Source organism: Paenibacillus pinihumi DSM 23905 = JCM 16419 (assembly GCF_000422505.1).
In the GTDB taxonomy this organism is placed as follows: Bacteria; Bacillota; Bacilli; order Paenibacillales; family Paenibacillaceae; genus Paenibacillus_D; species Paenibacillus_D pinihumi.
In genome coordinates this window covers 329795-353058 of the sequence record NZ_KE383867.1, presented here as the reverse complement: position 1 = coordinate 353058, position 23264 = coordinate 329795, and the positions used below count along the sequence as shown (strand labels likewise).

25 protein-coding genes are annotated in these 23264 nt (G+C 49.9%); 4 read left to right on the top strand and 21 right to left on the bottom strand.

The window, feature by feature from the left end:
* Nucleotides 1-121 precede the first annotated feature (121 nt).
* From H583_RS0127560 to H583_RS0127515, 10 genes are all read right to left on the bottom strand, one after another.
* The gene (locus H583_RS0127560) at nt 122-1351 is read right to left on the bottom strand and encodes a M24 family metallopeptidase (protein WP_051237119.1); all 1230 of its coding nucleotides are present in this window, start codon (nt 1349-1351) and stop codon (nt 122-124) included.
* Between the two features lie 62 nt (nt 1352-1413).
* The gene (locus H583_RS0127555; RefSeq protein ID WP_028563303.1) at nt 1414-1899 is read right to left on the bottom strand and encodes a hypothetical protein; all 486 of its coding nucleotides are present in this window, start codon (nt 1897-1899) and stop codon (nt 1414-1416) included.
* 19 nt (nt 1900-1918) lie between these two features.
* The gene (locus tag H583_RS0127550; protein WP_028563302.1) at nt 1919-2344 is read right to left on the bottom strand and encodes a hypothetical protein; all 426 of its coding nucleotides are present in this window, start codon (nt 2342-2344) and stop codon (nt 1919-1921) included.
* Nucleotides 2341-2487 carry a hypothetical protein gene (locus H583_RS36900; RefSeq protein ID WP_154666011.1) on the bottom strand — a complete coding sequence of 49 codons (147 nt, stop codon included), beginning with the start codon at nt 2485-2487 and terminating at the stop codon, nt 2341-2343. The genes H583_RS0127550 and H583_RS36900 overlap by 4 nt, the downstream gene beginning before the upstream one ends.
* A 30-nt stretch (nt 2488-2517) precedes the next feature.
* Nucleotides 2518-2670 carry a hypothetical protein gene (locus tag H583_RS37275; RefSeq protein ID WP_169456520.1) on the bottom strand — a complete coding sequence of 51 codons (153 nt, stop codon included), beginning with the start codon at nt 2668-2670 and terminating at the stop codon, nt 2518-2520.
* 68 nt (nt 2671-2738) lie between these two features.
* Nucleotides 2739-3605: a hypothetical protein gene (locus tag H583_RS0127535; protein WP_028563301.1), complete on the bottom strand. Its 867-nt coding sequence runs from the start codon at nt 3603-3605 to the stop codon at nt 2739-2741.
* An 18-nt stretch (nt 3606-3623) separates the two neighbouring features.
* Nucleotides 3624-4562: a type II secretion system F family protein gene (locus tag H583_RS0127530; protein WP_051237116.1), complete on the bottom strand. Its 939-nt coding sequence runs from the start codon at nt 4560-4562 to the stop codon at nt 3624-3626.
* Between the two features lie 149 nt (nt 4563-4711).
* Nucleotides 4712-6100 (bottom strand): ATPase, T2SS/T4P/T4SS family, encoded by a 1389-nt coding sequence (locus tag H583_RS0127525; protein ID WP_028563299.1) that lies wholly within the window; start codon nt 6098-6100, stop codon nt 4712-4714.
* A complete protein-coding gene (locus H583_RS0127520) occupies nt 6097-6942 on the bottom strand; it encodes a CpaE/TadZ family protein (RefSeq protein ID WP_245586012.1) in 846 nt (281 codons plus the stop codon). Before H583_RS0127520 ends, H583_RS0127525 begins: the two co-directional genes overlap by 4 nt.
* A complete protein-coding gene (locus H583_RS0127515; RefSeq protein ID WP_028563297.1) occupies nt 6939-7667 on the bottom strand; it encodes a CpaB family protein in 729 nt (242 codons plus the stop codon). Before H583_RS0127515 ends, H583_RS0127520 begins: the two co-directional genes overlap by 4 nt.
* 376 nt (nt 7668-8043) lie before the next feature.
* On the opposite strand from H583_RS0127515, the gene glpK reads away from it, so the two are divergent.
* Nucleotides 8044-9540 carry a glycerol kinase GlpK gene (gene glpK / locus H583_RS0127510; protein WP_028563296.1) on the top strand — a complete coding sequence of 499 codons (1497 nt, stop codon included), beginning with the start codon at nt 8044-8046 and terminating at the stop codon, nt 9538-9540.
* Nucleotides 9541-9780: 240 nt separating this feature from the next.
* On the opposite strand, the gene H583_RS0127500 is transcribed toward glpK, so the two are convergent.
* The 8 genes from H583_RS0127500 to H583_RS0127465 all read right to left on the bottom strand — a co-directional run bounded on the left by H583_RS0127500 (nt 9781) and on the right by H583_RS0127465 (nt 17736).
* Complete coding sequence (locus H583_RS0127500; protein WP_028563295.1) at nt 9781-10374, bottom strand: TetR/AcrR family transcriptional regulator; 594 nt, start codon at nt 10372-10374, stop codon at nt 9781-9783.
* Nucleotides 10375-10466: 92 nt separating this feature from the next.
* Nucleotides 10467-11630, bottom strand: a complete 1164-nt coding sequence (locus tag H583_RS0127495; RefSeq protein WP_028563294.1) for a YhgE/Pip domain-containing protein — start codon at nt 11628-11630, stop codon at nt 10467-10469.
* 317 nt (nt 11631-11947) lie between these two features.
* The gene (locus tag H583_RS0127490; protein ID WP_020618872.1) at nt 11948-12298 is read right to left on the bottom strand and encodes a type II toxin-antitoxin system PemK/MazF family toxin; all 351 of its coding nucleotides are present in this window, start codon (nt 12296-12298) and stop codon (nt 11948-11950) included.
* 3 nt (nt 12299-12301) lie between these two features.
* On the bottom strand, nt 12302-12583 hold the full coding sequence (locus H583_RS0127485) for a CopG family ribbon-helix-helix protein (protein WP_028563293.1): 282 nt from the start codon (nt 12581-12583) through the stop codon (nt 12302-12304).
* Between the two features lie 334 nt (nt 12584-12917).
* The gene (gene alr / locus H583_RS0127480; protein WP_028563292.1) at nt 12918-14099 is read right to left on the bottom strand and encodes an alanine racemase; all 1182 of its coding nucleotides are present in this window, start codon (nt 14097-14099) and stop codon (nt 12918-12920) included.
* A gap of 152 nt (nt 14100-14251) precedes the next feature.
* Nucleotides 14252-15427 carry an outer membrane lipoprotein-sorting protein gene (locus tag H583_RS0127475; RefSeq protein ID WP_028563291.1) on the bottom strand — a complete coding sequence of 392 codons (1176 nt, stop codon included), beginning with the start codon at nt 15425-15427 and terminating at the stop codon, nt 14252-14254.
* Nucleotides 15428-15568: 141 nt separating this feature from the next.
* Nucleotides 15569-17017: a sensor histidine kinase gene (locus H583_RS34520; protein ID WP_051237114.1), complete on the bottom strand. Its 1449-nt coding sequence runs from the start codon at nt 17015-17017 to the stop codon at nt 15569-15571.
* Nucleotides 17014-17736 carry a response regulator transcription factor gene (locus tag H583_RS0127465; RefSeq protein WP_028563290.1) on the bottom strand — a complete coding sequence of 241 codons (723 nt, stop codon included), beginning with the start codon at nt 17734-17736 and terminating at the stop codon, nt 17014-17016. The genes H583_RS34520 and H583_RS0127465 overlap by 4 nt, the downstream gene beginning before the upstream one ends.
* A gap of 168 nt (nt 17737-17904) precedes the next feature.
* Here H583_RS0127465 and H583_RS0127460 point away from each other — a divergent pair, with 168 nt between their 5' ends.
* Nucleotides 17905-18621 (top strand): hypothetical protein, encoded by a 717-nt coding sequence (locus tag H583_RS0127460; RefSeq protein WP_028563289.1) that lies wholly within the window; start codon nt 17905-17907, stop codon nt 18619-18621.
* A gap of 147 nt (nt 18622-18768) precedes the next feature.
* On the opposite strand, the gene H583_RS0127455 is transcribed toward H583_RS0127460, so the two are convergent.
* The 3 genes from H583_RS0127455 to H583_RS0127445 form a co-directional block, all read right to left on the bottom strand.
* Nucleotides 18769-19806 carry an NAD(P)/FAD-dependent oxidoreductase gene (locus tag H583_RS0127455; protein WP_028563288.1) on the bottom strand — a complete coding sequence of 346 codons (1038 nt, stop codon included), beginning with the start codon at nt 19804-19806 and terminating at the stop codon, nt 18769-18771.
* Nucleotides 19807-20087: 281 nt separating this feature from the next.
* On the bottom strand, nt 20088-20267 hold the full coding sequence (locus H583_RS0127450; RefSeq protein WP_028563287.1) for a hypothetical protein: 180 nt from the start codon (nt 20265-20267) through the stop codon (nt 20088-20090).
* Nucleotides 20268-20318: 51 nt separating this feature from the next.
* The gene (locus H583_RS0127445) at nt 20319-21137 is read right to left on the bottom strand and encodes a PPK2 family polyphosphate kinase (RefSeq protein WP_028563286.1); all 819 of its coding nucleotides are present in this window, start codon (nt 21135-21137) and stop codon (nt 20319-20321) included.
* A gap of 363 nt (nt 21138-21500) precedes the next feature.
* On the opposite strand from H583_RS0127445, the gene H583_RS0127440 reads away from it, so the two are divergent.
* Nucleotides 21501-21692: a sporulation protein Cse60 gene (locus H583_RS0127440; protein ID WP_028563285.1), complete on the top strand. Its 192-nt coding sequence runs from the start codon at nt 21501-21503 to the stop codon at nt 21690-21692.
* A 194-nt stretch (nt 21693-21886) separates the two neighbouring features.
* Complete coding sequence (locus tag H583_RS0127435; protein WP_036711293.1) at nt 21887-22984, top strand: GGDEF domain-containing protein; 1098 nt, start codon at nt 21887-21889, stop codon at nt 22982-22984.
* Nucleotides 22985-23264 lie beyond the last annotated feature (280 nt).

Sequence of the window (23264 nt, the reverse complement as noted above, 5' to 3'; positions counted from 1 at the left end):
GCAAAGGGCAGACTATACCTTTTGCAGCAGCATTGCCCTTTGCAAAACGAATAAAACTTCCAGGCACAACATCAATAAATGATAGTTTTGGATAGCTGCTATTTAGCTATTATTCCATACATTATTTAATTGGCAGTCTAATCAATTCCTCTTTGGAGCGTGTAAGGGCAAGCGGTTCTCCTTCAGTGACCGCGTATGTATTCTCAATGCCGACCACCCCTCTGCCCGGGAATGTAAATTTGGGCTCAATTGCCAGCACCATACCCGGCTCCAGCGGATTGCCAAATCCCTTCGCCAACACAGGGAGCTCATCAATCTCAAGACCGATGCCGTGACCCAGAAATTTCACCTGGTCATCTCCATAGCCCATAAAATGTCCGGATAGTCCGGCATCAGCCGCCAGCTTCAGCGCATCTGCGTACAAGGCTTCACATGGTATGCCCGGAATCAAGGCGCTCTCTGCCGCCCTGATGATCTGCACAGATACCTCATAAGCGCTAAGCAGGTCTTCATCCATAGCTCCGATAACGGCTGTCCGGGTCTGGTCAATCACATATCCGTCCACACAGCAGCCAATATCAATTAATATCGGTTCGTTCCGCATGAACGTCTTGCGGCTCACACTTTGAGGCGCTGCCGGGCCGAGCCCTCTGCCGCCAGCAGGACCGTCAAAGTAGGAAGGTTCTGCCGCGGCCGCGCCTGAGCCGACCATCCCGGTCACAACTTCCTGGTTGTAGCCGCGCATCCGCATCAGCCCGATATGTCCGCGCACCCGAATCTCCTTCTCCAGGCGGGCCATCCATTCCAGTTCGGTCACTCCTTCCCGCAAATAAGGCAATGCAGCCGTCAACGCTTCATCGACCACAGCCGCAGCCGCGGAAATTCTCCCTAGTTCATAAGGCGATTTCACCATTCTTACTTCGCGGATCACCCCTGAGCCTTCTGCCAGTTCTATCCTTGCGGTGCCTGCATTCAATATATCGGCCAGCTTCAAGTAAAGCTGCGCCGGCATCACGTCCAGCTCCGTACCGATTCTGACCGGATTGTTTCCTGAAAAGAGCTGCGGATAATCAGCAGCCAATGTCCGGGCAAAATCACGAAATGAGCCGAGAGATACTGTCCGGACTGAAGCTTCTCCAACAGCCCTCATTAAACTTCTTCGCACATAATAGGTCGGCTCTCCTTCTGCCGGTACAATTAAATACCCGGTCTGCATGGAGCCCGTCAAATAATATAAATCCACATTCTGAGTTGCCAGAAACGCGTCCAGCCCCGATTTGCGCATCGCGGCCTGCAATCTGCGTGTACGGGCTGCACACTCGCCCCTGCTGTCCTGCCATTCCAAGTTCATCCTGTGTTCACTCCTGTCCTTAAATTCCCTCCTTTCATTACAGCAAATTTCCGCTTGTGGCGTCAACTTGTCAGCAGCTCTGCCACCCCCTTTATTTTCCACTCGATCGGATCAAGAACCGTGAACGCGCGCGGGTACTTCATTTGTGCTATTATAACGATCCCCGGACCCTGCAATATCACCTCAAACTGATGTTCAGCCGATCTGTAACGGTAAGGAAAAGACTGATCCCCGTTAATGATGTCAAAAACAACAATTTCCGGTCTCTCCTTGAGCAACGATCCCGGTTCCGGCCGCCCCCCGCTGTCCAGAAGCAGGTTATAGTACAAATAATGCATTGCCATCTCCCTCGCAGCGGTCCGGTCAATCACCAGCTTCCCCGATGCAAGCTCAGCCTGATCCAGCTGCTGGGCTGCCGCATGAGCAGCCCGATTGACCGCGTGCTTGCCATGGAATAAGGTTTGAATCGCCATCTCCTCATCCAACTGAAGCACATGCAGCATCATCCAGACAACCATCATTAACGGAATCAGCAGCAGCTTGTACATCTTGCGAATGCCTCCATTTCTACCTGATAAACTCGCTCATTTTCATGCCTTTCGCACTCATAAGAGAATCAGCGGCAGGAGGCGTCAGCCCGATCAGTCGGTCAATTTCCAGTATGCGCTCATAAGGATAGCGAATCGTTAATATGATTCCGGTGCCCCGGCGCAAGGGAACAGCAGGATTATCAGCAGCCAGGCCGTTTGTGGAGACAAGCTCATAAATGGCCAATTCCGGCTTGAGCCCGACTGCTGCAAGCCGCCCCTTGGACTCCTCAACCATACCCCGGCTGATATAACCGTGCTCACCGCTTGCCCCTATCTCCAGCAGATAGTCGACCTCCTTTTGAAGGACAGCCTGCCGTACAATAAACACATGCTTATAGATGGGAGAGAACATAAACCAGCACATCGTTGCAGCCAGCATGACAAATACAAGCAGTGACTTCACGGGTCAATCCCCTGAATCAGCAAACTCATTTTCGAGCCGCTGCCGGTAATCAGCTGTTCTGCTCCCCTGTCTCCCCTGAAAGTATCGGAAAAAATGACAATAATAGCGGCAATCAGCAGAACGCTGATTAGAATCCCCCGCATATCAGCCCTGCCTCCTTTGCATGCTGCAGATTATTGCGGGGCGAGTGCGCCAATTTTCGTATTGGCGGCTGTCCCCTGCTTCTGAATCTGTGCTTGTGTTCCGGTACTGCCTTGCGTAATGATGCCATTGAACAGAAGAACAACGACCACAAGCATCATGACGGTCATCAGAATATTTCTCACTTGAAGCTCACCTCCTTTCATGGATAGACTATGTATCCGTTAATTGGAATGGATGAAGTACCTTTTTTTCAGTTGAGTGATTGAAAAAGCTTCTGCGCCTCCTGGACCCAGGGATAGATAAAAATCTGAAACATGTACAAAATCGGTACTCCTGCCAGAACAAACAGCAGGTAGGATGCCGATTCCTTGCGGCTTTCCTTGACCAGGTCAAGCTTCTCCTTATAGTCTTGAATCCGCTCACGCAGCAGCCGGTAATACTCCTCGCTTTCATGCAGACGAAGCGAGCTGATCGTCTCGACAAAGCTTAGGCCCTCCTCGGTTCCGATACGGAGCTTGAATCTTGTCATGGCGCCTTCAGCGTCATGGTACCATTCGCCCAGCAGCCGCTGAAGATCGCCACGGAGCACTCTGGCATAAGGCAGACAGCGCATCAGCTTTGTATGAATATTCAAGGATGAGCCGGATAAATAGAGCAGCTGATTACTGATCGTATAAATTTCCTTGGTCATCCGCTGTGTCCGCCATCCTTTCATGCCTTGCAGCCAGGGCTTATCGAACAATAGGAGGACGGCTCCGGCAGCGGCGCCTGAGTACCAGAGCGGCTGTATGCCTTGCTTGTAGCCAATTGCAGCAGAAGCCTGAAGCAGCACCAGCATAAGCTGCCTGAGCAATAAATAGAGTGCAGGATCACCCGAATAGCCGATGCCAACCAGGAGCCCTTCCCGCTCCTTGAAGGCCTCGCCATCCCTCCCGAGCCCCAGCCAGCGCAGAAGGGAATCAGGTATTCGACTTTGTCCGTCCGGACGCCCGGAGACAAGATGAAGCCATCTCGGTCTTCGCAGAAACAAAGCCCGCAGCAGGGCTACGGCTGCAATGAAGCCGAGCACATATTGACCGGCAAGCGCAGCCCACAACATATATTGTCCGGTTACCATAGGCTCCGCTCCCTTCTTTTACATTTTTTTGCGGGACAGATAAAGCCCCATAATAAAAGAAACAAATATAAGCACGGCTGCATTAAGCAGCATATCCCGCCCTTGCGGGTCCAGCACATAATAGTAGTAAGCCTGTTCCGGGTTATAGTAGAGATTGATGCCGATGAAAAGGGCCAGAAACAGAATCGGGGTGAAATTGGCAATCCTAATCTCCAGCAGTTTGTTACGCTCCTGCTGGTTGGCGCGGCGCGCCTTGCGCATATCCGTAATCAGTTCTTTGAGATTATCCCCTACAGCGTGGCCCTCAGCGAGCGCCACACGCAAAATCTGGACATAATAATCCGCCCACACATGACCGAGAGATGCTGCAAATATACGAAGACTGCCCTCATCATCTCCACGGACAGACAAATTGCGGTACAACTGCTCAAAGACACTCTGAATCGGGCCGAGCAGCCGCTTCTCCTCCACCGTCCGCTGGAGGGCGTTCCGGATTTGACGTTCCCCCGTAATCAGGTAGCACTGGTAAAACAGCTCTACAGCCGGGAGAAAATCAAGCTGTGTATTGAGTTGTCTCTGGACAAGCGACATCCGGAGCCCCAAATATGGGGCTGCCCCCAGCAAGGCGGCAAGCAGCACCGCTCCTTTTACACTGTGAAATAAAATAATTCCTCCTGCAGCGCCAGTGACAAATAAGACAGCGCACAATAATACAAAACCGCCTGCCTGCAGCGGCCATCGCATGGACTCCAGCAAATCTGATAGATGGCGGTGCGGCGCTTCATATTTTGCGAGCCAGCGTGCAAAGCGGTTGACAAGTCTGCCGTTGCGTTTGTAATGCAATCTGTCCTGTCTGCTCTCCAGCTGTGCCATTCCGTGGAACATAACATAAAGCACGCCAAATACGAGAAGAAAAAGCAGGACTCCCAAAACAGACAGAATCGCGCCAAGCCCCATCGAATCGCCCCCTAGCATTATCTTGAATATCGTCCGGGTACAGTTCCGCCACCGTTTGTCCAAACACTGCTGCCATGTGCGATACCTGCTTGTACTGCTTTTTGCGCATGCAGCTCCTGTCAGTATGATACTTGTTCATGAGCTGCTGCTTAACCGTTCACTGCCTCTCCAGGTGATGCTTTGCCTTGCGATACTTGCTCATATGCTGCTTGCTCAGCTGTTTCAGGAAATACCCATGTTTCGCGCTGTATGTCGTATCGGACCCAGTTCCTTACTGCCGGCTGCCCTTTATGCCAGTACAAGCTGCCAATGCGTACAATTCGCCGCCTGCCGCTGATCAGCCTCATCTCAATGCCGACCTGGGTCACATATTCCGTGATCCGCTTCATCAGCCGTTCGGGATTCATGGCCCTGCCATCAAGCATGCACATATCGGTTATTGCCTCCGGCAAATCTTCCAGTGTATTGGCATGGACGGTCGTCATACTCCCGGAATGCCCGCGTGTGCACGCTCTGACATAAATGTTGGCATCCTCATCCCGGATTTCCGCGTGGATAATCCGTTGGGGCGATTGACGAAGGGCCAGCTTGAACGCTTGTGGAGCACTGTGCAGAACATCTTCCTCATCCGTCTCATATTCCACGACATTCTTATTCGGAAAGTCCCGGCGGAGCCTCATCTCCAGCCGGTTCTCAATGGTAATGATCCGCTCTTCATCCGGCAGAGCGGCAATTAAGGACTTGATCAAATGTGTCTTCCCTGAATTGGTCGGGCCGATAATGACCACATTGAACCGGGATGCAAGGATATGACGAACCATCTGAAGCACGCCCGCGTTCATTGTCTGTACTTCCGGACTGCACAGCCCTTCCAGATCGAAGTGACGCACCGTATAAAACCGCAATGTCAGTGTCGGCTCTGAGGTAAAGCCAAAACCGGTCATCGTAACCCTCGAACCATCAGAGAGCATGACTTCCGCCCACCGCTTGCGCGGATTAATGCGGTCATTATTATACAAAACCAGGTTTTGCTGAATGCGCTCCACATCATGCACGCTGTCAAATGAATAGGATGAGGGAGAGGCATGACCGTCCCTGATCTCAAATATTTGCGTGCCGACAACCTGAATTTCCTCAAGCCCGTCCTTGTGCAGCAGTACCAGTTCCAGCACATGAAGGCCGATGACTTCGGCAAACAGCGCTTCGGCCAATGTCGGATAGGGATGGTTATACCCGGCAATCTGATGGACCCGGTGCCTGATCAAACGGTCGGTAATCATCGCAAGCACCTCTTCCCGCTCCCGGCGGAATCCGAGTACCGCCCTGTTCAAACGTTCATTATGCTGTCTCCGCTCCTCCTCTGTCGTTCCGCGCGGCGCTGCCAGATAGCCGCGAATATCCTCTGCGAGCTTGCTGAACTCCTGCTCCGGCTGGTTATCTTCCCTTACGTGCCTCCGGTCTGTCTTCACCTGCTCTTGCCCTAGCCGGGCCGCATATTCCGATGGAGAGAAGCGACTCTCTGCTGCCCGCTCAGTCATAAACCAGCTCCGTTACGTATGGCTGCCAGCCTTCGGAACCAAGGCTGCTTCCGCTTGTCCATACGTCTTGGCAGCATAAGCTCACGGGTGATCATATCGGCTGCAGGCTGCATCGCCTGGCAGCCCTGCTTGTCTGATTTCAGCCAGTCCTCCAGCCTCCCGCTGTCCAACTGCATCAGCATGGATTCTGTTATTTTGAATTGCCCCGCCAGGGGAATACCGGTTTCTTTACGAATGTCTCTCACTGGGAATCCTCCGTTTCTCCAAGGGGGAGAAATAATAATGCTTCTGTATTCTGAAGATGAAATTCCAAAAAGGGGGGACACCTGCCCAATCCAGCGCTGCCCATCCTCCTGGAAGCTGGAGAGCGCTGCTGTAGTTGTCAGCATCCTGATTGCAGCTCTCCGCATGACTGTGACGGTTGCCGCGTTATCCCAATAAGCACTGACATCCGCGATCACAACGGAGTATGCCTCCTGTGCAGCTTCCAGCAATCTATCTATATCCGCCGGAGTGAAATATTCCGCCTGGTCTCTGAACATATTGCCGAATAAGACATGAAGCTGCGGACAAGCGGGCATTTCGTAGGCTGCGCCTGTCAGCTTGACGCTGTTCATAGAGCCGGACAGAAGCTCCGGACGCAAATGGTCCAGCGTTATGCCTGGGCGGTCAATCCCAAGATAGCGGTGAAGCTTGGCACTCTTCAAATTCAGATCCATAAAGAGTACCCGCCCCTCAGAACTCTCGGCCAGACGATATGCCGCCGCAAACGCTGCTGATGTCGTTCCAATATTGGGCGTTGTTCCGATAAAACTGATTAATGGTGTCATAGAAATTGTCACTGCACCCCGTCCTTCCCTCTCATTTCCGGCAATTCAAGGGACAAAGGGCTGAAAGCAATGACCAGCTTGGCCTCTCCCGGACTGCACAGCTTGTCTATTTCGAGCCATTGCTCCTCTGTCAAATTCAAATTAATATAATCAATCATCGCATTGGCGTCACGGCGTGAGACATACATTCCTTCCACATTACCACTGGCCATGGACAGCATATTGGATTTGTTCGGATCATCGACCTCCTGATTGCCGGAACTCTTGACCGAGGCTACCGTCACAGGCTCTCTGAACAATCGCTGGGCTCCCTGCTCTTGTCCGGACAAATACAGAATAACCTTATCTCCAGCGCGGATACCGTTAGAGACGGACAGGACATATTCCCTTGGAATTTGAAAAGTAGCCTGATCTCTTCCTGGCAGGAGCCTGTAGGGGCTGATCTTCCAGTTGAGAATCGGCTCGCCAAGGCCCAGCGGGACAGCCGTCTCCATCCCAAGGACATGTACGGGGTCCGTCATCATTTCTTCCCCATATGCAGCCCTTGAGATCTTCTTAACGGACAGCACATCAGCTGTAATCCTCTCTCCTGTAGCAATAAAACGGCTGGGTACAATAACCTCTACTGTCTCTTGCAGTACAATTTGCCGAACCTGCAGCTCATACATCCCATAGACCAGCAATGCGGACAGAGCGGCCGCAATTAAGCCGATCATTACATTCCGTTTCCGGTTCATTACGCCTCCTTTGCAATAAGCCAACCTGTCTCCAAACGCTAAAAAACGCAAAAAAGAACGCAGCGAGGGTGGATACCCTTGCATGCGTTCTTCGCATAGCGGTTGCTTATAGAACTATATTTAGATGGTGTTATAATATCAGCTTTCCTGTCATTTGTCTACAAAAATTTCTAATGATGGTTTTATTTATGTGTAAAGGAAATAGACAATTCCCTGCCCTCACTTTCAAAAAAAGAAGCTGCCCTTACGGTTTCTAACGCCAATCATCATGGTATATTCTATAATAAAGCAACACCTTTATTTATTGATCTGAGTGATATTAACCATGTATAGAATTCATATGGACGATCATCCACTTACCTTTGGGAGGGAATGTATGGGCAGCTATATTTTATCCATTGATCAAGGGACCACGAGCACACGGGCGATTTTATTTGACAAGAGCGGTGAGATTGTCCAGTCAGCCGGACAGGAAATTCAGTCGCACTTCCCTCATCCGGGATGGGTGGAACAGGACGCCGAAGAAATCTGGGTATCCGTACTGGGAGTTATGGCCTCTGTACTATCAAAGGCAGGCGTCAACTCCACGGAAATCGCCGCAATCGGCATTACGAACCAGCGGGAAACAACAGTCGTGTGGGATCGTCATACGGGAAGAGCCATTCATCCGGCGATTGTGTGGCAATCGAGACAAACTGCCGAGCTGTGCGAAGAGCTTAAACAGGCCGGCCACAGCGAACTGATCCGCAAAAAAACCGGACTGCTCATTGATCCCTATTTCTCCGGCACGAAAATCAGATGGGTGCTGGATCATGTGGACGGAGCAAGAGAAAAAGCGCAGCAGGGAGATTTGCTGTTCGGTACGATAGATTCGTGGTTAATCTGGAAGCTGACCGGAGGCGAGGTGCATATGACGGACTATTCCAATGCCTCGCGGACGATGCTGTTCAATATTTATGAGCTGAAGTGGGACGATGAGCTGCTTGCGCTGCTGGACATTCCTTCATCCATGCTGCCTGAGGTCCGCTCCTCCTCTGAAGTCTATGGCCATACGGCCCAGCATCATTTTTTCGGAAGCCGGGTGCCGATTGCAGGCTGCGCGGGAGACCAGCAATCCGCCTTGTTTGGCCAGACCTGCTACGAGAAGGGCATGGTTAAAAATACGTACGGCACCGGCTGCTTCATGCTGATGAATACAGGAGAATCACCAGTCGCATCGGATCACGGACTGCTGACGACGATTGCCTGGGGTATCGGCGGCAAGGTCATCTATGCGCTGGAGGGAAGTGTATTTGTTGCCGGTTCCGCTCTGCAATGGCTGCGTGACGGACTGCGCATGATCAAATCGAGCAAGGATACGGAAACCTATGCTGCCCGGGTGGAGTCTACAGAGGGCGTCTACGTTGTGCCTGCTTTTGTCGGCCTGGGAACCCCTTACTGGGATAGCGAGGTTCGCGGCGCAATTTTCGGGCTGACAAGAGGTACGGAGAAAGAGCATCTGATCCGGGCTACGCTGGAATCCCTCGCCTATCAGACACGGGATGTGCTGAGTGTGATGGAGGAGGATTCAGGAATTGCGCTCAAAGCATTGCGGGTTGATGGAGGAGCCGTTCAGAATGCTTTACTGATGCAGTTCCAAAGCGACCTGCTGGGCACATCTGTGGAGCGGCCGGATAATTTGGAGACGACAGCTCTAGGTGCTGCTTATTTGGCAGGGCTGGCGGTCGGCTTCTGGAGCAGCCAGGAGGAAATATCCGCTCTGTGGAAAGTAGGCCCGACCTACACACCTTCCGGCAATACAGAGCATTTTGAACACCTCTACACAGGCTGGAAAAAAGCAGTCAAGGCTGCAATGGCGTTTAAGAATGATTGAAATTCAATAAAAGACAGTTTCAAAAAAACAAAGCCGGAACCACTCTTGAGCGAGCGGTACCGGCTTTGTCTTTTAAATTATTCGTCAGCGTCCTCCCACTTCTTGGAGTACGCCTTGTTCGTTGCCCATATCGTCACCCAGATTATAAAAACGGTAATGATGCCGGCAGCGACCCACACACCTGTAGGTACATCCATTGTGCAACCCTCCTTGTTCCGGATTCAAAGGCTGCTCGTCGACCTATTGCCCGCGATAATTCAATCCGCCAAGAATGAAGTCTGTTGCATGTTCAATAATCGCCTCTTTGGAATGAGGCCCTTCCGTCATCAAGGATTTGAACTCTGAATGCTTGGTACCAAACAACAGGACGCCCAAAACCGACATCAGCGCCAAATCGCCGGAATTAAAGCGGAATAATCCCCGGCCCCTGCCATCTTCCAGCAGGCGCTTGAGAAGCTCCCATGTCGGAAACATATTGGTCCGGATAACCTCGCTCCGCGGAGAATCAATCATCATTTCCTGGCGTAATATCCGAATCAGCTCAGGCTCGGCCATCCTGAACGTTGTGACTTCCTCAATGAGTACTTTTAACGCAGCTACAGGATCCTGTTTGACAGCTTCAACGCGCTCACGTCTTTCCTTGGATATGAAGTTCTCGAACAAGGCATTGAATACTTTTTCCTTGCCTCCAAAATGATAAGATACCATCGCAATATTAGCGCCCGCATCCTCGCAAATTTGACGTACTGTCGTCCCTTCAAAACCTTGCATCGCAAACAGCTTCTTGGCAGACTGCAAAATCCGCAATTTGATATCGGGTTCATCGTTACGCATTGGCAGCCTCCTTTCTCAATCCCTGAAAGGAAATGAAAACTTCATCATGGTCTCTATAAATTATGAAGTTGTTGCACCCATAAAGCAAGGGATTAATTTGTTGCGACAGTCCCGTGTCCGGGAACATCAACTCTCTTGTCGCGGCGAAGCGCAACCGCACCAAAGCTGAGCAGCAGCGCAATTACCAGAATGACACCAAGCATTCCTACAGCCCGTCCTGCCCCGGTACCGCCAAACAGCAGATCCATGTAACCTTCTACAGAATAAGTGGCAGGCAGCAGCTTGCCCAGACCGATATAAAAGTCAGGGAGAAGCTGCCGCGGAATCATAGCCCCTGATGTAACAAGCTGTACAGACAGAACGATAATATTCAGCAGCATTCCTGCCATGCCCAGGAGCAAGATGAAGAACTGCGACACAAACATAAAGGTCAATACTACGCTGAACTGCAAGCCCCACACGGCCAAAAACCCCTTTACCATCTGGCCGCCAAGCGCATAAACCAGCGAAGAGCCCACAAGGGATACCACCACAGCCGCTATGACATTAAGCAGACTGCGAACAGCAAACCTTCTCCATTTCCCCGTATGGGCACTAATTGCCATCGCCGACTGCTCAAAATTCATCGCCATAATCATTGCCCCGACATAGGAAGCCAATACCATCATCATCGGAACCATCTGGCTATTGGTGCCCTCTACCGGATTCGTAATCGTAACGTTTGCAGCGACTCTCTCCGAGAGTGTATCGGAGGCGCCGTTCACAGTTTGCTCCGGCAGATGAAGACTGCTGAGCAACGCCTTCGATCCGTTGGCAATCGCCTGCTTGTTAACTGCTGCCGTCACCTGTGAGGAAATCGTGGTCATCACACTCTTGATCATGGAAGGGTTCGATTCATTAATAAAATAATCCAGTTTGGCCGCTTCCCCGGAAGCTGACAAGCCGGCACTGAACTCGGCTGGAATCCGGATAATCATCTGCAGCTTGCGCTCATCAAGGAGCTGCTGTGCTTCCTCAAGCGTGCTCGTCTTCGTTATCTGCACAGGCAAAATTTCGGCCAGCTGGCCGGCAATTACTGCGCCTGTCTCCCCTTTATCCTCATTCAGGATACTGACGTGGAGCCGGTCGATTCTTTCCGATACTCCACTGTATCCCGTCATCCAAATGACCGAGAAAATGAGCTGAAACATAATGGCGGTGACCATACCTACAATTGTTGTTGGTCTTTTGAGAAATGCCTGTAAAGCATTCTTCATAAATTCTCACTCCTATTTTTTTATCTGCCGGCTGTTTATGCAAACAACCATTTAAAACAATTATTTTAAACAAATGTTTAAAACGTATGTTTGGATTATAAAGCAGGAATTTTTCCTTGTCAACCAGCAGATCAATGTTTGTCCTCCCCGTGCTGATGGGTAATAAAGGACGACAAGGCAATGATGATGGGAGCTGGACGATTGAAATACAAAAAAGCCGCAGCACTCACGAAAATTCGTGAATGCTACGGCTTCTTAAACATGAAGCGCCATATAACGGGAATCTGGGTTTTGCTGCTTTGCTCACCGGCAGCGTCTTAAAAATCGATAAGCCCCACGCTAATTTGCAGCGCTTCGTCAACCTTGCGCATCGTTTCGTCATCCAGATGCGTAATTTTATCCGTTAATCTCTGCTTATCAATTGTCCTGATCTGTTCCAGCAATATGACCGAGTCACGGTCAAATTCATGTGTGGCTGCATCTATCTCGACATGCGTCGGAAGTTTGGCCTTCTGAATCTGCGCCGTGATGGCTGCTACAATGACAGTGGGACTGAACCGGTTGCCGATATCATTTTGAATGACCAGAACAGGACGTACTCCTCCTTGCTCGGAGCCGACCACCGGTGACAAATCAGCAAAGAACACATCGCCTCGTTTTACGATCAAGCTCTACACCCCGCTTACAAGACGGCCGAGCGTACTGTCGGCATCTTCCTCCGCTTGAAAGGCTTCCGAGGCCATATTCAAGTTGATTTTCGCCATTTCCAGATAACCCCGCTGCATCGATTCCCTGATCTGCCGCTTTTTTCGCTCAATCAAATACAGCCTCATGGCCTGCCGGATAAACTCGCTTCGATTCGAATTTTCTCTTGCCACAATTCCGTCCACTTCCTGAAGCAAGTGATCCGGCAAGCTAATCATGATTCTTTTGGTGTTCTGCATATTGGCCACCAACTCGCACCTCCAAAAACATTTCCGAAAAACCTATTCCCAGTATTTCGCTAAATGAACCGAATTATACACCTGACGTCAACGGCTGCCAGCTTCCCTTGGCATGGCAGCAGCATTTTGCGAAGAAAGATAAGCTTCATCATGTGCCGAAACTTATGCTTTCTTATACTTTGAACATATCTATGCACAGCTTATAGCATTTATGTTGTACTTATAATGAAGCTTGATTGTACCCATTAGGCAAGTATCTAACTCACCCTGATCTAAATAGTTCGTGCTTCATCCCAAAAATCCTTTTCCAAACGACAAAAAAATATCTGGTAAATGAGACCAACTACATAAGAGAGCAATTGCTTACAGACAAATTCTGCCCTCCGCGGGTATATACGCGAGCTACGCGTGCAGCCAGCATACAGGTAATCTCATAGTTGACCGTGCCAAGCAGAGCAGCAATTTCCTCAACAGGAATTTGCTCATCCCCCTGCCGTCCATATAGCACAATCTCCTCCCCTTCCTGAACCGGAAGCTGATCTGCACCTGCAGCGTTATCCAAAGAAATCATGCATTGATCCATGCAGATCCTTCCCCGGACAGGAACCCGGCGTCCGCGCAGCAGCACCTCGGCCTTGCCGGTCAGCATCCGGGAGTATCCGTCTGCATATCCAATCGGCAGCGTGCCGATTCTTTCTTCAGCATCCGCTACATACACTGTTCCATAGCTGATTCCCCAGCCCGGAGGAACCTGCTTCACCATGACAATCTCTGTCTTCAGTGTCATCACAGGTTCCAGCAAAATCCGCTGTTGATTCACCTCATCGGATGGATACAGCCCATACATGCCAATACCAAGGCGAAGCATTCCGCCAGTCCATTCCGGAAGTTCAATGCCAGTGGCACTGTTGCCTGCATGTTTGATCGGAATATCCCATCCGCGTTCTTCAATGTACCCGATAACCTGTGAGAAACGCTCATGCTGCAAGGCTGTGTAAGTTTTATCGGCTTCATCCGCGCTTGCAAAATGGGTATATACGCCTTCAACTTCAATTCCTGGAGCAGTCATTGCCTGCTCCAAAAAAGACTGCCACGATTCATGCGGCATGAGTCCGAGACGTCCCATTCCCGTATCGATTTTCAAATGCACCTTGAGCCGCTTTCCGGAGGGGGGCAACACAGCGGCAGCCTCCAACACATCCTGACGGAACAGGGTAATTGTAATATCCAGCTCCCGGGCCAGCCCGACCGTATCCGCTGCAACATAGCCCAGTACAAGAATCGGGGCTGTAATGCCCGCCTGCCGCAGACATACAGCCTCATCTAAAAAAGCAACGCCCAAATAATCGATGCCGCACCGTACGGCTTCCTTGGAAATTTCCACTGCACCGTGCCCGTAAGCGTTCGCTTTCACAGACGCCATCAGGCGTGTTCCTGCTGGAATAGCATTCCGGAACGCGGCCAAATTGCTGGCCAGCGCATCCAGGGAAATTTCCGCCCGGGTTGGCCGATAGTAATTCATCAATGTCTTCACCTTCTCTTCCGACAAACCCATGTAGACTTTATGTTATACGGTTCGACAAGGACTGTCAATGAAGGAGGGAGAGGAATGTTCCGGTACGTATTGGTGGAAAAGGATTTTACTTCCACCTGGTCTGCAGCAGACTCTAATTGGTTTTATTTCTCCATCAGCTGCACGGATTGAGCGACCTTGATCATCTCGGTTTCCGGCAGGTTGGCACTGGTGAGACGATACTCTGCACCCTCCGAAATCCAGGTCAGCGTACGCTGCTCCTCGCCGGTGACAAAGCCCACCGTGAAGCCCAGATCCAAGGTTGTACTCGGCACCATTGCAGCCGCTTTATCCTTTGGTTGTGTCTGTATAAGCGTATAATCATACGTACCGCTATATCGGATCAAAAATCCTTGATTTCCGCCATAGACAATCTCATCCATATCCTTCAGGGCTACCCCCTCAGGCAAATAGGTCGGCTCCATCAGCGACAGCTCTCCGGTAGTTCCGGAAGTGGGCTGACCAGCCGTCGGCTCGGCTCCGGTCTCGTCTGTCTGACCGGTCTCCTCCCCGTTCTGTGGAGCACCCTCCACTTCATACGGAGTAATCGCTCCTTCTGAATGGCCTTCGGAAGGCTGAGTTCCTTCAACCTCCGGCTCAAGCGCAGTCTGGCCCTTCTCGCCTTTGCCCTCCTGATATTCCTTGGTTGCAGCCTCCATGTTTTTCGCCATGTCGAAGGCGTCCTTCTCGAATGCCGGACCAAACTCGAAGGAATCGAACTTCACCTCTACAACTACAGTGCCGTTGGCATCACTGACCTGAACATGATCAGGACGGTAGTCCTTTTTGTTCAGCCATATTTTCTGACGTGCTAATGATCCGTTCTGATAATTAGCCATGACATCAAATACGTAGGCTTCATTCTCTGTTGTGAATTGTCTGGAGTTGTCAAGCTTGATGCTCTCTACAAGGGTCTGGTACAGATAGACCTGTCCCTGATTTTTCGGCCAGTCGCTCTGGAAGCGGAAGCTCTTGTTCAGATGAGGTGTCAGTACAAATACACCGTCATCGTTGCGCAGGACAATTTGCGAGATGTCTTTTTCTTTATTTTTCAATGCAATACGGTAAAAGTCCGGCTTCTGATACCAAACTTCAACTTGATACTCCAGGGGCTGCTGTCCGGTCAGCAAGGTCATTGTTCCCGTGCCTTTATAGCTTTCCATATCACTTACGACTTTCCCTAAATCTTTAACTACCGACTCGGCATCTTTCGTTCCGCAACCGGCAAGCAGCACCGTTACACTTACGATTACGGCTGCGATCCATTTGATGCGACGCATGAAATCATCCCCTTTTGCACATGGTTTTAACAGGCTGATACCATGTCTATGTGGGAACTTGGACAATTATGCGGACTAGATTGACGAGCTTCAGACCTGGCTTTGCGGCAGGCTTGCCTGGCCGTACACCAGCCCGCAAATTCAAAGATGAACGGACTTGGACAGCTTGCCGTATTTAATAGACTTTCCCTGATGCATCAGACTTACAGGAAAGTTCAAGCGTAGCTCCGCCCCGCCCTCTTCCCGGTTCCCTGCCGATATGGAGCCGCCGCAGCGCTCAACAATGGCTCTGGAGATCGCCAGTCCGAGGCCGGACTCTCCGTCCTTCCCTTTTACAAAGCGGTGGAACAAATAAGGCAGCAGTGACTCGGAAATCCCCGGTCCGTCATCTGCAACTGTAATCTCAATCTGCCCTCTTTGCAGGGAGACCCCTATTGTAATTTTCCTGACAGCGTAGCGTGTCGCGTTTGCAGCCACATTCAGCAGCGCCTGCAGCAGTTTATCCCGGTCTGCATAGAGAACCAATTGCTCCTCATCCCGGCAGTTCAACTCGACTTCCAGCCCTTTTTGCACCACAAGCGGATTAATACGCTCAATTGCTTCCGTCAGCAATTCATGGACGCGGATTTCCGACCGCTGAAAGATGTTCTCCTCACTATCCAGCTTCGCCAGCAGCGTCATTTCGGTGACCAGCTTTTTCAGGCGGGTACTTTCACTCATTATAATGTTCAAGCCCTTGTCTACCTGTTCCCCTTCAAATACACCGTCACGTATACCCTCCGCGTAGCCGGAGATAGACATCAGGGGCGTCTTTAGCTCATGGGATGCGTTTTGGAAAAAATGTTTTTGTACCTGGTTAAACCGGTTCAATTCGCCCGCCATCTCATGAACAGTCTGGGCTACAGTACCCAGCTCTCCACCCGACTTCACAAGCTGTACCTCGGAAAAACGGCGCTCCTTTACCTTGCGCAGTTCTGCCCTAAGCTCCATCAGCGGTTTAATGAGCCTCTTCGTTATAAATAAGCTGAGTAAAAACATAGCCAGTCCGCCAGCAAGCAATACGATCAGCATCTTTTTTAATAAAGCCTGTTCAATTTCCTGAATTTTGTTCATGGGGCTCACAAGTGTCAAATTCCCTTGGGGCAAGGCCTGAACCTCAGTGATATATTTAAATTGTCCGCCAAGATTTGCAAAAATGCCTTCCTTATTCATGTTTTGTCCCTGTGCAACCGTTGTGACCTTCGACATTTCTAGTCCATCTTCACTTCTTAAACTAGCAGCACGCGAAAGCAACGGCTGCATCCGTTGAACAATTTTTCCGTTCTCATCTGTAATAAAAGCTTCAACACCGGACTCCAGAGGGGCAATCGCCGCGGTTGTAATCTGAAACGGGTCCAGATTGCCCACTCCGCTTGCCAGGTCATATTTATCCAGCTTTTGTGCCATGGCACTGCTGATCGCGCGAAGCTCATTCTTCTCGGCCCCAATAAAATGATCCAGCAGCACATAGTGAATGACAAGCCCAATGATGGACAGGACAACAATAAACGCCAGACCAAAAGCAAGATTAATTTGGTGGGTCAACTTCATACTGCCTGCCCCCCTTCTTCCACGCGCAGCCGGTAACCGTGTCCCCATACTGCTTCAACGGGAAGCTCGTCCATCTTTTTGCGGATTCGCTTGATCAGATGATCAACCGCACGGTCACTGCCGAAATAATCATCTCCCCATACATACGTCAACAGCTCATCTCTGGCAAAAGCCCGGTTTGGATGCTCCGCAAGCACTTTTAAGAGCAAAAACTCCTTATTGGTCACCTCAACCTCTTCCCCTGCCCAAAAGACACGGCGTTCTTCCCTGATCAAATGAAGGGGACCTACCTCAAGCTTTGACACAGACTCGGATTGCAGGGCGGACATTTCGTCAGCCTGATTAAATCGGTACCACTTATGAAGCTGCCGCTTGATTCTGGCTACCAGCTCCCTGGGACTAAACGGTTTCACCAAATAGTCATCGCTGCCAAGCTCAAGGCCGAGTATTTTATCCACTTCATTATCTCTGGCAGATATCATAATAATCGGAACTTCCGCTTCATTGCGGATGCGTCTGCAAAACTCATACCCGTCCATGCCGGGCAGCATGATGTCCAGCACCCACATATCAGGAGGGTTGTTCTTCCATAGTGTCCATGCCTCTTCTGCTGTCTCCAGACCAATAGTGCGATAGTTCTCTTTCTTTAAGTAAGCTTCCACTAGATTACGTATATGCTCGTCGTCGTCCACAATGGCGATCAAATAATTTTGGTTCAAGATCGGGTTCCTCCCGCGTTAGTCTTGCCTTCAGTATAACAAGTTCAAGACCTGCAAAAAACAATGCCATCGTTTTTCCATAATTTAAGCCACGTTCTGCCACACTTGCTCTGTAGACTGATACCTGTAAGACAAACCAAATCAAACAAACATGAGGAGTGTTGATCTATGAATTACAAGCCAATGATGAAAAAAGCTACCCTGTCCGTATTGATGCTGTCTGCTATTGCAACTGCCGGAGTGGCGAGTGCCGCCACCGATAACGGCACTGTCGACAAGTCGCTTCCTACGGCTGCAGCTGTAAGACTGGAAGCTGCAGCATTCTCTAACCCGCTGGAGCTTGCCAAGAAATATGCGCCGGATACCGTGAACGAATGGAAGCAAACACTTGATGCATTCAAAGAACACGGGCTTAAAACGCCATCGTTTGCTTTGTCCGAAACCGAAATGAAACCGGCCGGTGACGGCGACATTAAGCAGGTCGACGGATTCAGAAGCATTACAATTCGTACAGAAGCTGGCGATAAAGAAGGCAAGCTGACCCCCGCACTCAATGTAGACAGCAAGGAATTGAGCCATGCTGCTGCTGTAGCTGTGAGAGGAGCTGACGGTAAGGAAATCAAGTTGACAGCAGAACAAGTAAAAGGAGGACAAACAGTTTTCGCGCCGGTCAAAGACTTGAATGCTGCTCCTGTTCAAATAAAAGAAGGTTCCCGGACTGACTTGGCAATAACTGTAGATGCGAATGCAAGCATGGAGCTGTTCAAAGCGGAGGCAGAGCTGGCAAGAGTGGAAAAACGCGGAGATGCCTCAGAAATTCAGACCGCATTGACACGACTGTTGGACGCTTACCAAGATACCATTGAACGGTACCAGCAAAAATAAGAAGCAAACTATTAAAGGAGCTTGAAAGCTGCGCTGATCTCACTCCATTCCGTTCTGACCCTTGGGAACGGACCAGAGAATGGATAGCCGTGCAGCAAAAGGCCGCAGCCACTTCCAAAATGGAAGCAGACTGCGGCCTTTTGCCTGTTATTCTTCTGTAACACCAAGCGCCTTGTTCTTTTCCTTGAACCGCTCATTGTGGGAAGAGACATAAGCCATATATGGTGCCTCAGGATCCATATACAGCTTGGCGCTGTTTACGGCAAGGGCAGCATCAGTAAAGGCCCCGGCAATGAGTGTAATTTTGCTATCGTATGCTGCGAAGTCACCCGCACTGAAAATACCGGGAAGATTCGTATTCAGCTTCGGACCCACAAACACGTTCCAGTCATCCATGTGAAGTCCCCAGTCCTTAATGCCGCTGAAATCCGCCTTGAGTCCATGGTTCACGATTACGGCATCGACCTCAAGCTGCTGAGTCTCTTCGCTCTCTATATGGCGAATGGTGACCCGTTCAATCGAATGCCCGTTACTGCTGTAGAGTTGGGTGACTTCGTGAGGGGTCAATACATCGACGGAAGAATTTTTCATCCGCAACACATTTTTCTCATGGCCGCCAAACTGGTCTCTACGGTGTACAACGGTAACATGGCTTGCAATCGGCTCCAGCTCATTGGCCCAGTCTACTGCTGAATTGCCTCCCCCGGAGATAAGGACGCGCTTACCGCGAAACGGCCCCAGTTCCTGCACCGTATAGTGCAGATTGGACACTTCGTAGCGCTCCGCACCTTCCAATTCCAACTTCGCCATCTTCAGAATACCGCGGCCGATTGCCAGCAGAATGGTCCGTGTCCAGTGACGCTCCCCTGAAGCAGCCTCCAATATGTAAGTACCGTCTTCCTGACGCTCCAGTCCGGTAATATGCTGCCCCAGAACAATCGTAGGGTCAAAAGTTTTGGCCTGCTGAACCAGCTGTGTGACAAGCTTCTCGCATAAGATTGGCGTGACACCGCCTACATCCCAAATCATCTTCTCAGGGTATATGAGCATACGCCCGCCCAGTTCTTCTTTGGCGTCAATCAGCTTCGTCTTCATATCTCTCATCCCGCTATAAAATGCTGCATACATACCAGCAGGCCCGCCACCAATAATGGTTATATCATAGAGTTCCAACTGCTCGCTCAATTCTATATCCTCCCTTATGAGAACTCTCAAACTTTTGTTGAGATAAATTATCATTATCATTAATTTTAGTCGCTGTCGAACTCGCTAGACAATGCACAAAGCCGACTGCCAATTTATATTTGTACAAATCTGAATAACACGTCCAAAACATTTAAAAATGATACTCATTCTCATTTATTGTAAAACAAAAAGAGCCTTCCTTCAACCTTCGTTGAAAAAAAGCTCTATCTTCCTCAAAGTTGAACCGTTATTTCACATCGAACATCCAGTATTACTTCTTATTATAAGCGTTCCCGACTTGAGTCAAAAACCATAAGCCAGCCGCACACAATAACCCAATCACCACATTCATCCATGGGAATACGAAATACATGACGGCTGATCCACTCCCGGAACGGCAGGCAGCACAAACTGGATAGCACAGGAATGAAAAAGGTAAACGGGCTTATCTTGATCAGCATGATGCCCCCCTCCCTGGCGGTTCATTGCATAATCATCATGCCAATTACGGGTTATTCCTTCTCAGCCCGCAGTTCCTTCAGCCACTGCTGCAGCTCGGGCTTTGCAGAAGGACTTGGAAGCTCCAGGCTTCGCAGCGCATCTACCGCAATCCGCAGCACCGCATAATTGCGGTACCAGCGATGGTCTGACGGTACAACATGCCAAGGGGCTGACTTGGCGCATTTGTCGAACAGTTCTTCATAATAGCCGCGATACGCCTTCCAATGCTTTCGCTCTGTCAAATCAGCAGGATCAAATTTCCAGTTTTTCTCCGGATCCTCGATCCGCTTGATTAGTTTTTCACGCTGAAATTCCTTGGAAATATGAAGAAATATTTTCACAACCTTGATCCCGCTGTCCTCAAGCAGCGTTTCAAAATGATTAATATGCTTGAACCGCCGCTTCGCATCCTCATCACTGATCTGCTGGTGCACTCTTGTAATGAGTACATCTTCATAATATGAACGGTTGAAGACTGCAATCTGACCCAGTGCAGGTGTATGCCGGTGTACCCGCCACAGAAAATCATGACCCTTCTCATCGTCTGTAGGCGCCTTGAAGCTATGTGCCTTTATTCCTTGCGGGTTCAGTCCTGCAAACACATGCTTGATGACCCCATCCTTGCCGCTGCAATCCATCCCTTGAAAGACGAACAGAACGCCCCTGCTTGCTCCAGCTGCAAGCTTCTCTTGCAGCTCCTGCAGCTCCTTTTCCAGCTCAGCTTCTTCCCCTGCCACATCCTCATTGGACTTAAAATCTCCTGTGAACTTCGGGTCTATCGAAGACAGCTTTGCTTTCTTTTTCCCTGTCCATACAAACGGGTTCGTCATCTCCTTCTACCTCCCTGCAAATTGATCCCTGCTGTATCTGATATCATGTTGCCCATCTCTGCCGGATCCATGACTTCCACCGCTCGCAAACACCAAAATAAAGCGGATTCATTTCACTAAAACAAGACTTAATCTTCATTCTAACGCAACCGGCCGGCCATATAAAAAAGAATCTTTTTTCCCGCTTATTATAGTCACGTAATCGTAATTGTATAAATCCCTTTTATGTGCTAGAGTAACATGGGGACAAACGCCAACGGCGTTGTCAAGCATCATGATTTTGGCGGCACGAAAAGCGCTGAGATAACCGGGCACGGGATAAGTAAGCGCCTGATTATCATTCGTATGGGGTGGTGAGATAAAATGATTCAGGTTAAAGAATTCGTAGACACAGATTCCCGTCTTGCGGAGAAATCTGCCAATGAGTTTCTGGCTACGCTCGACGAGCAGCAGGTGGTTGAAGTCTGCTACGGCAGTATGATCAAGCAAAATCCGAACCAGCTCAGCTCGCAAAGGAGCTCGATCCTGGTTGTATATAGAACAACCAAAGTGTAGCCCTCATTCCTATAAACAAGAAACCGCAGTTTCGGACACCATCCGCCCGCTGCGGTTATTTGGCATTTCATACTCTGGATACACCAAGCGAACTTCCACTAAAACTTCACTTCAAGTTTGCGATAAATTATCCTATAATCAGAGAGGCGGCTGACACTGTCAGAGAGGCCGAATAAGTCAGTGTGGTGATCAAGATGTCGGATAGACATAACAGCATGGCAGAGCATAATATGAAGCTATCCCGCTGGGTGCAAAAGCTGCTGCTCTCGTATTGGATCATTATTGCCGTTCACGGCATCGCCCAGCTTTTCTGTTTTCTGTTTCTCCCCTACCCCGCCACAGCACTGCAATTTTATGTGCATATCCTCATACTTCCTACCATTATTATGAGCGGTGTTACGCTGCTCGCGCAATTCGTCCACCGGAAATATAATGTCTTCGGTTTCTATTCCCTTTTCTTTGCAGGCACAATTATAGCCGTGATGATTATCCGTTTAAACTACGATATAAGAATTATTACAGCGGCCTTTTTGCTCCCGATTTTCACTTCGGTCATTTTTTTTCGTCGCGGCCTGACCTTTTTCTCTGGCGCTCTGCAGCTTGGCGGATTTGGTGTTCTGTATGTAATAGATGCGAAATTCCGCGGCTATCTCTCTGTGTTTGACTTGGTGGCCATTCCGCTCTTTCTCGTGGCGGGCACACTGATTGCGAACATTATCCGGATGAGTGGTCAGGAATTGCTTCGTGATTTGCAAGCTACGCTGACCGCAAAGCAGGATTTAATTGTAGAAAATGCTTTGATGGTCAAGTTATCCAAAACCGACGCCTTAACTAATTTGTACAACCATATTTCTTTTCATGAATACTACAATAAAGCGGTTGAGTATGCGGCCGCTGTTCCGTTTCATCTGGCACTGATTGATATTGATAATTTCAAGTCAATCAATGATTCATTCGGCCATCGAACAGGCGATATTATTCTGGCGCGGGTTGGACAGCTTATCAAGGAAAATATGGCGACGAACGACGTTGCCGCACGCTATGGCGGGGAGGAATTCGCACTGCTGCTATTCGAGAAATCCCCTGAAGAGGCGCTGCAAACCTTAGAAAAAATCCGGATTCAACTGTCCCAGCTTCATCACCGGGAACTGAACGGAAAGGCAGTAACCGTCAGTATCGGCCTGAAAGGCTATGCAGCACCGCTCACCAAGGAACAACTTTTTGAAGGAACGGACGCTTATTTGTATGCCGCTAAAAACGGCGGGAAAAACAGGACTGTAATTTCCTCCTGATCCCTCCATTTGAAGACTTGCTCTTGTGCAGGAATGCAGTTGAACACATATTTCTTCCGCTCTTCTCCTCTCTTTCTACTTCTAATTCCGCCTTAATTATTAAGCCTGAATCCCCGGTCCGCTGCCGCTGCGCCAATTAGTATGGCCATCCGGCCAACCAAGCAACGGGCACTACGACTATTAAATGTATAATCTATGATTTCACTTCAGCCTTTCATACCCTTGTCGCTCCTCATGCTGCACTGCCGTAAAATCCCGGTTCATCTGCCAATGGCCTTCC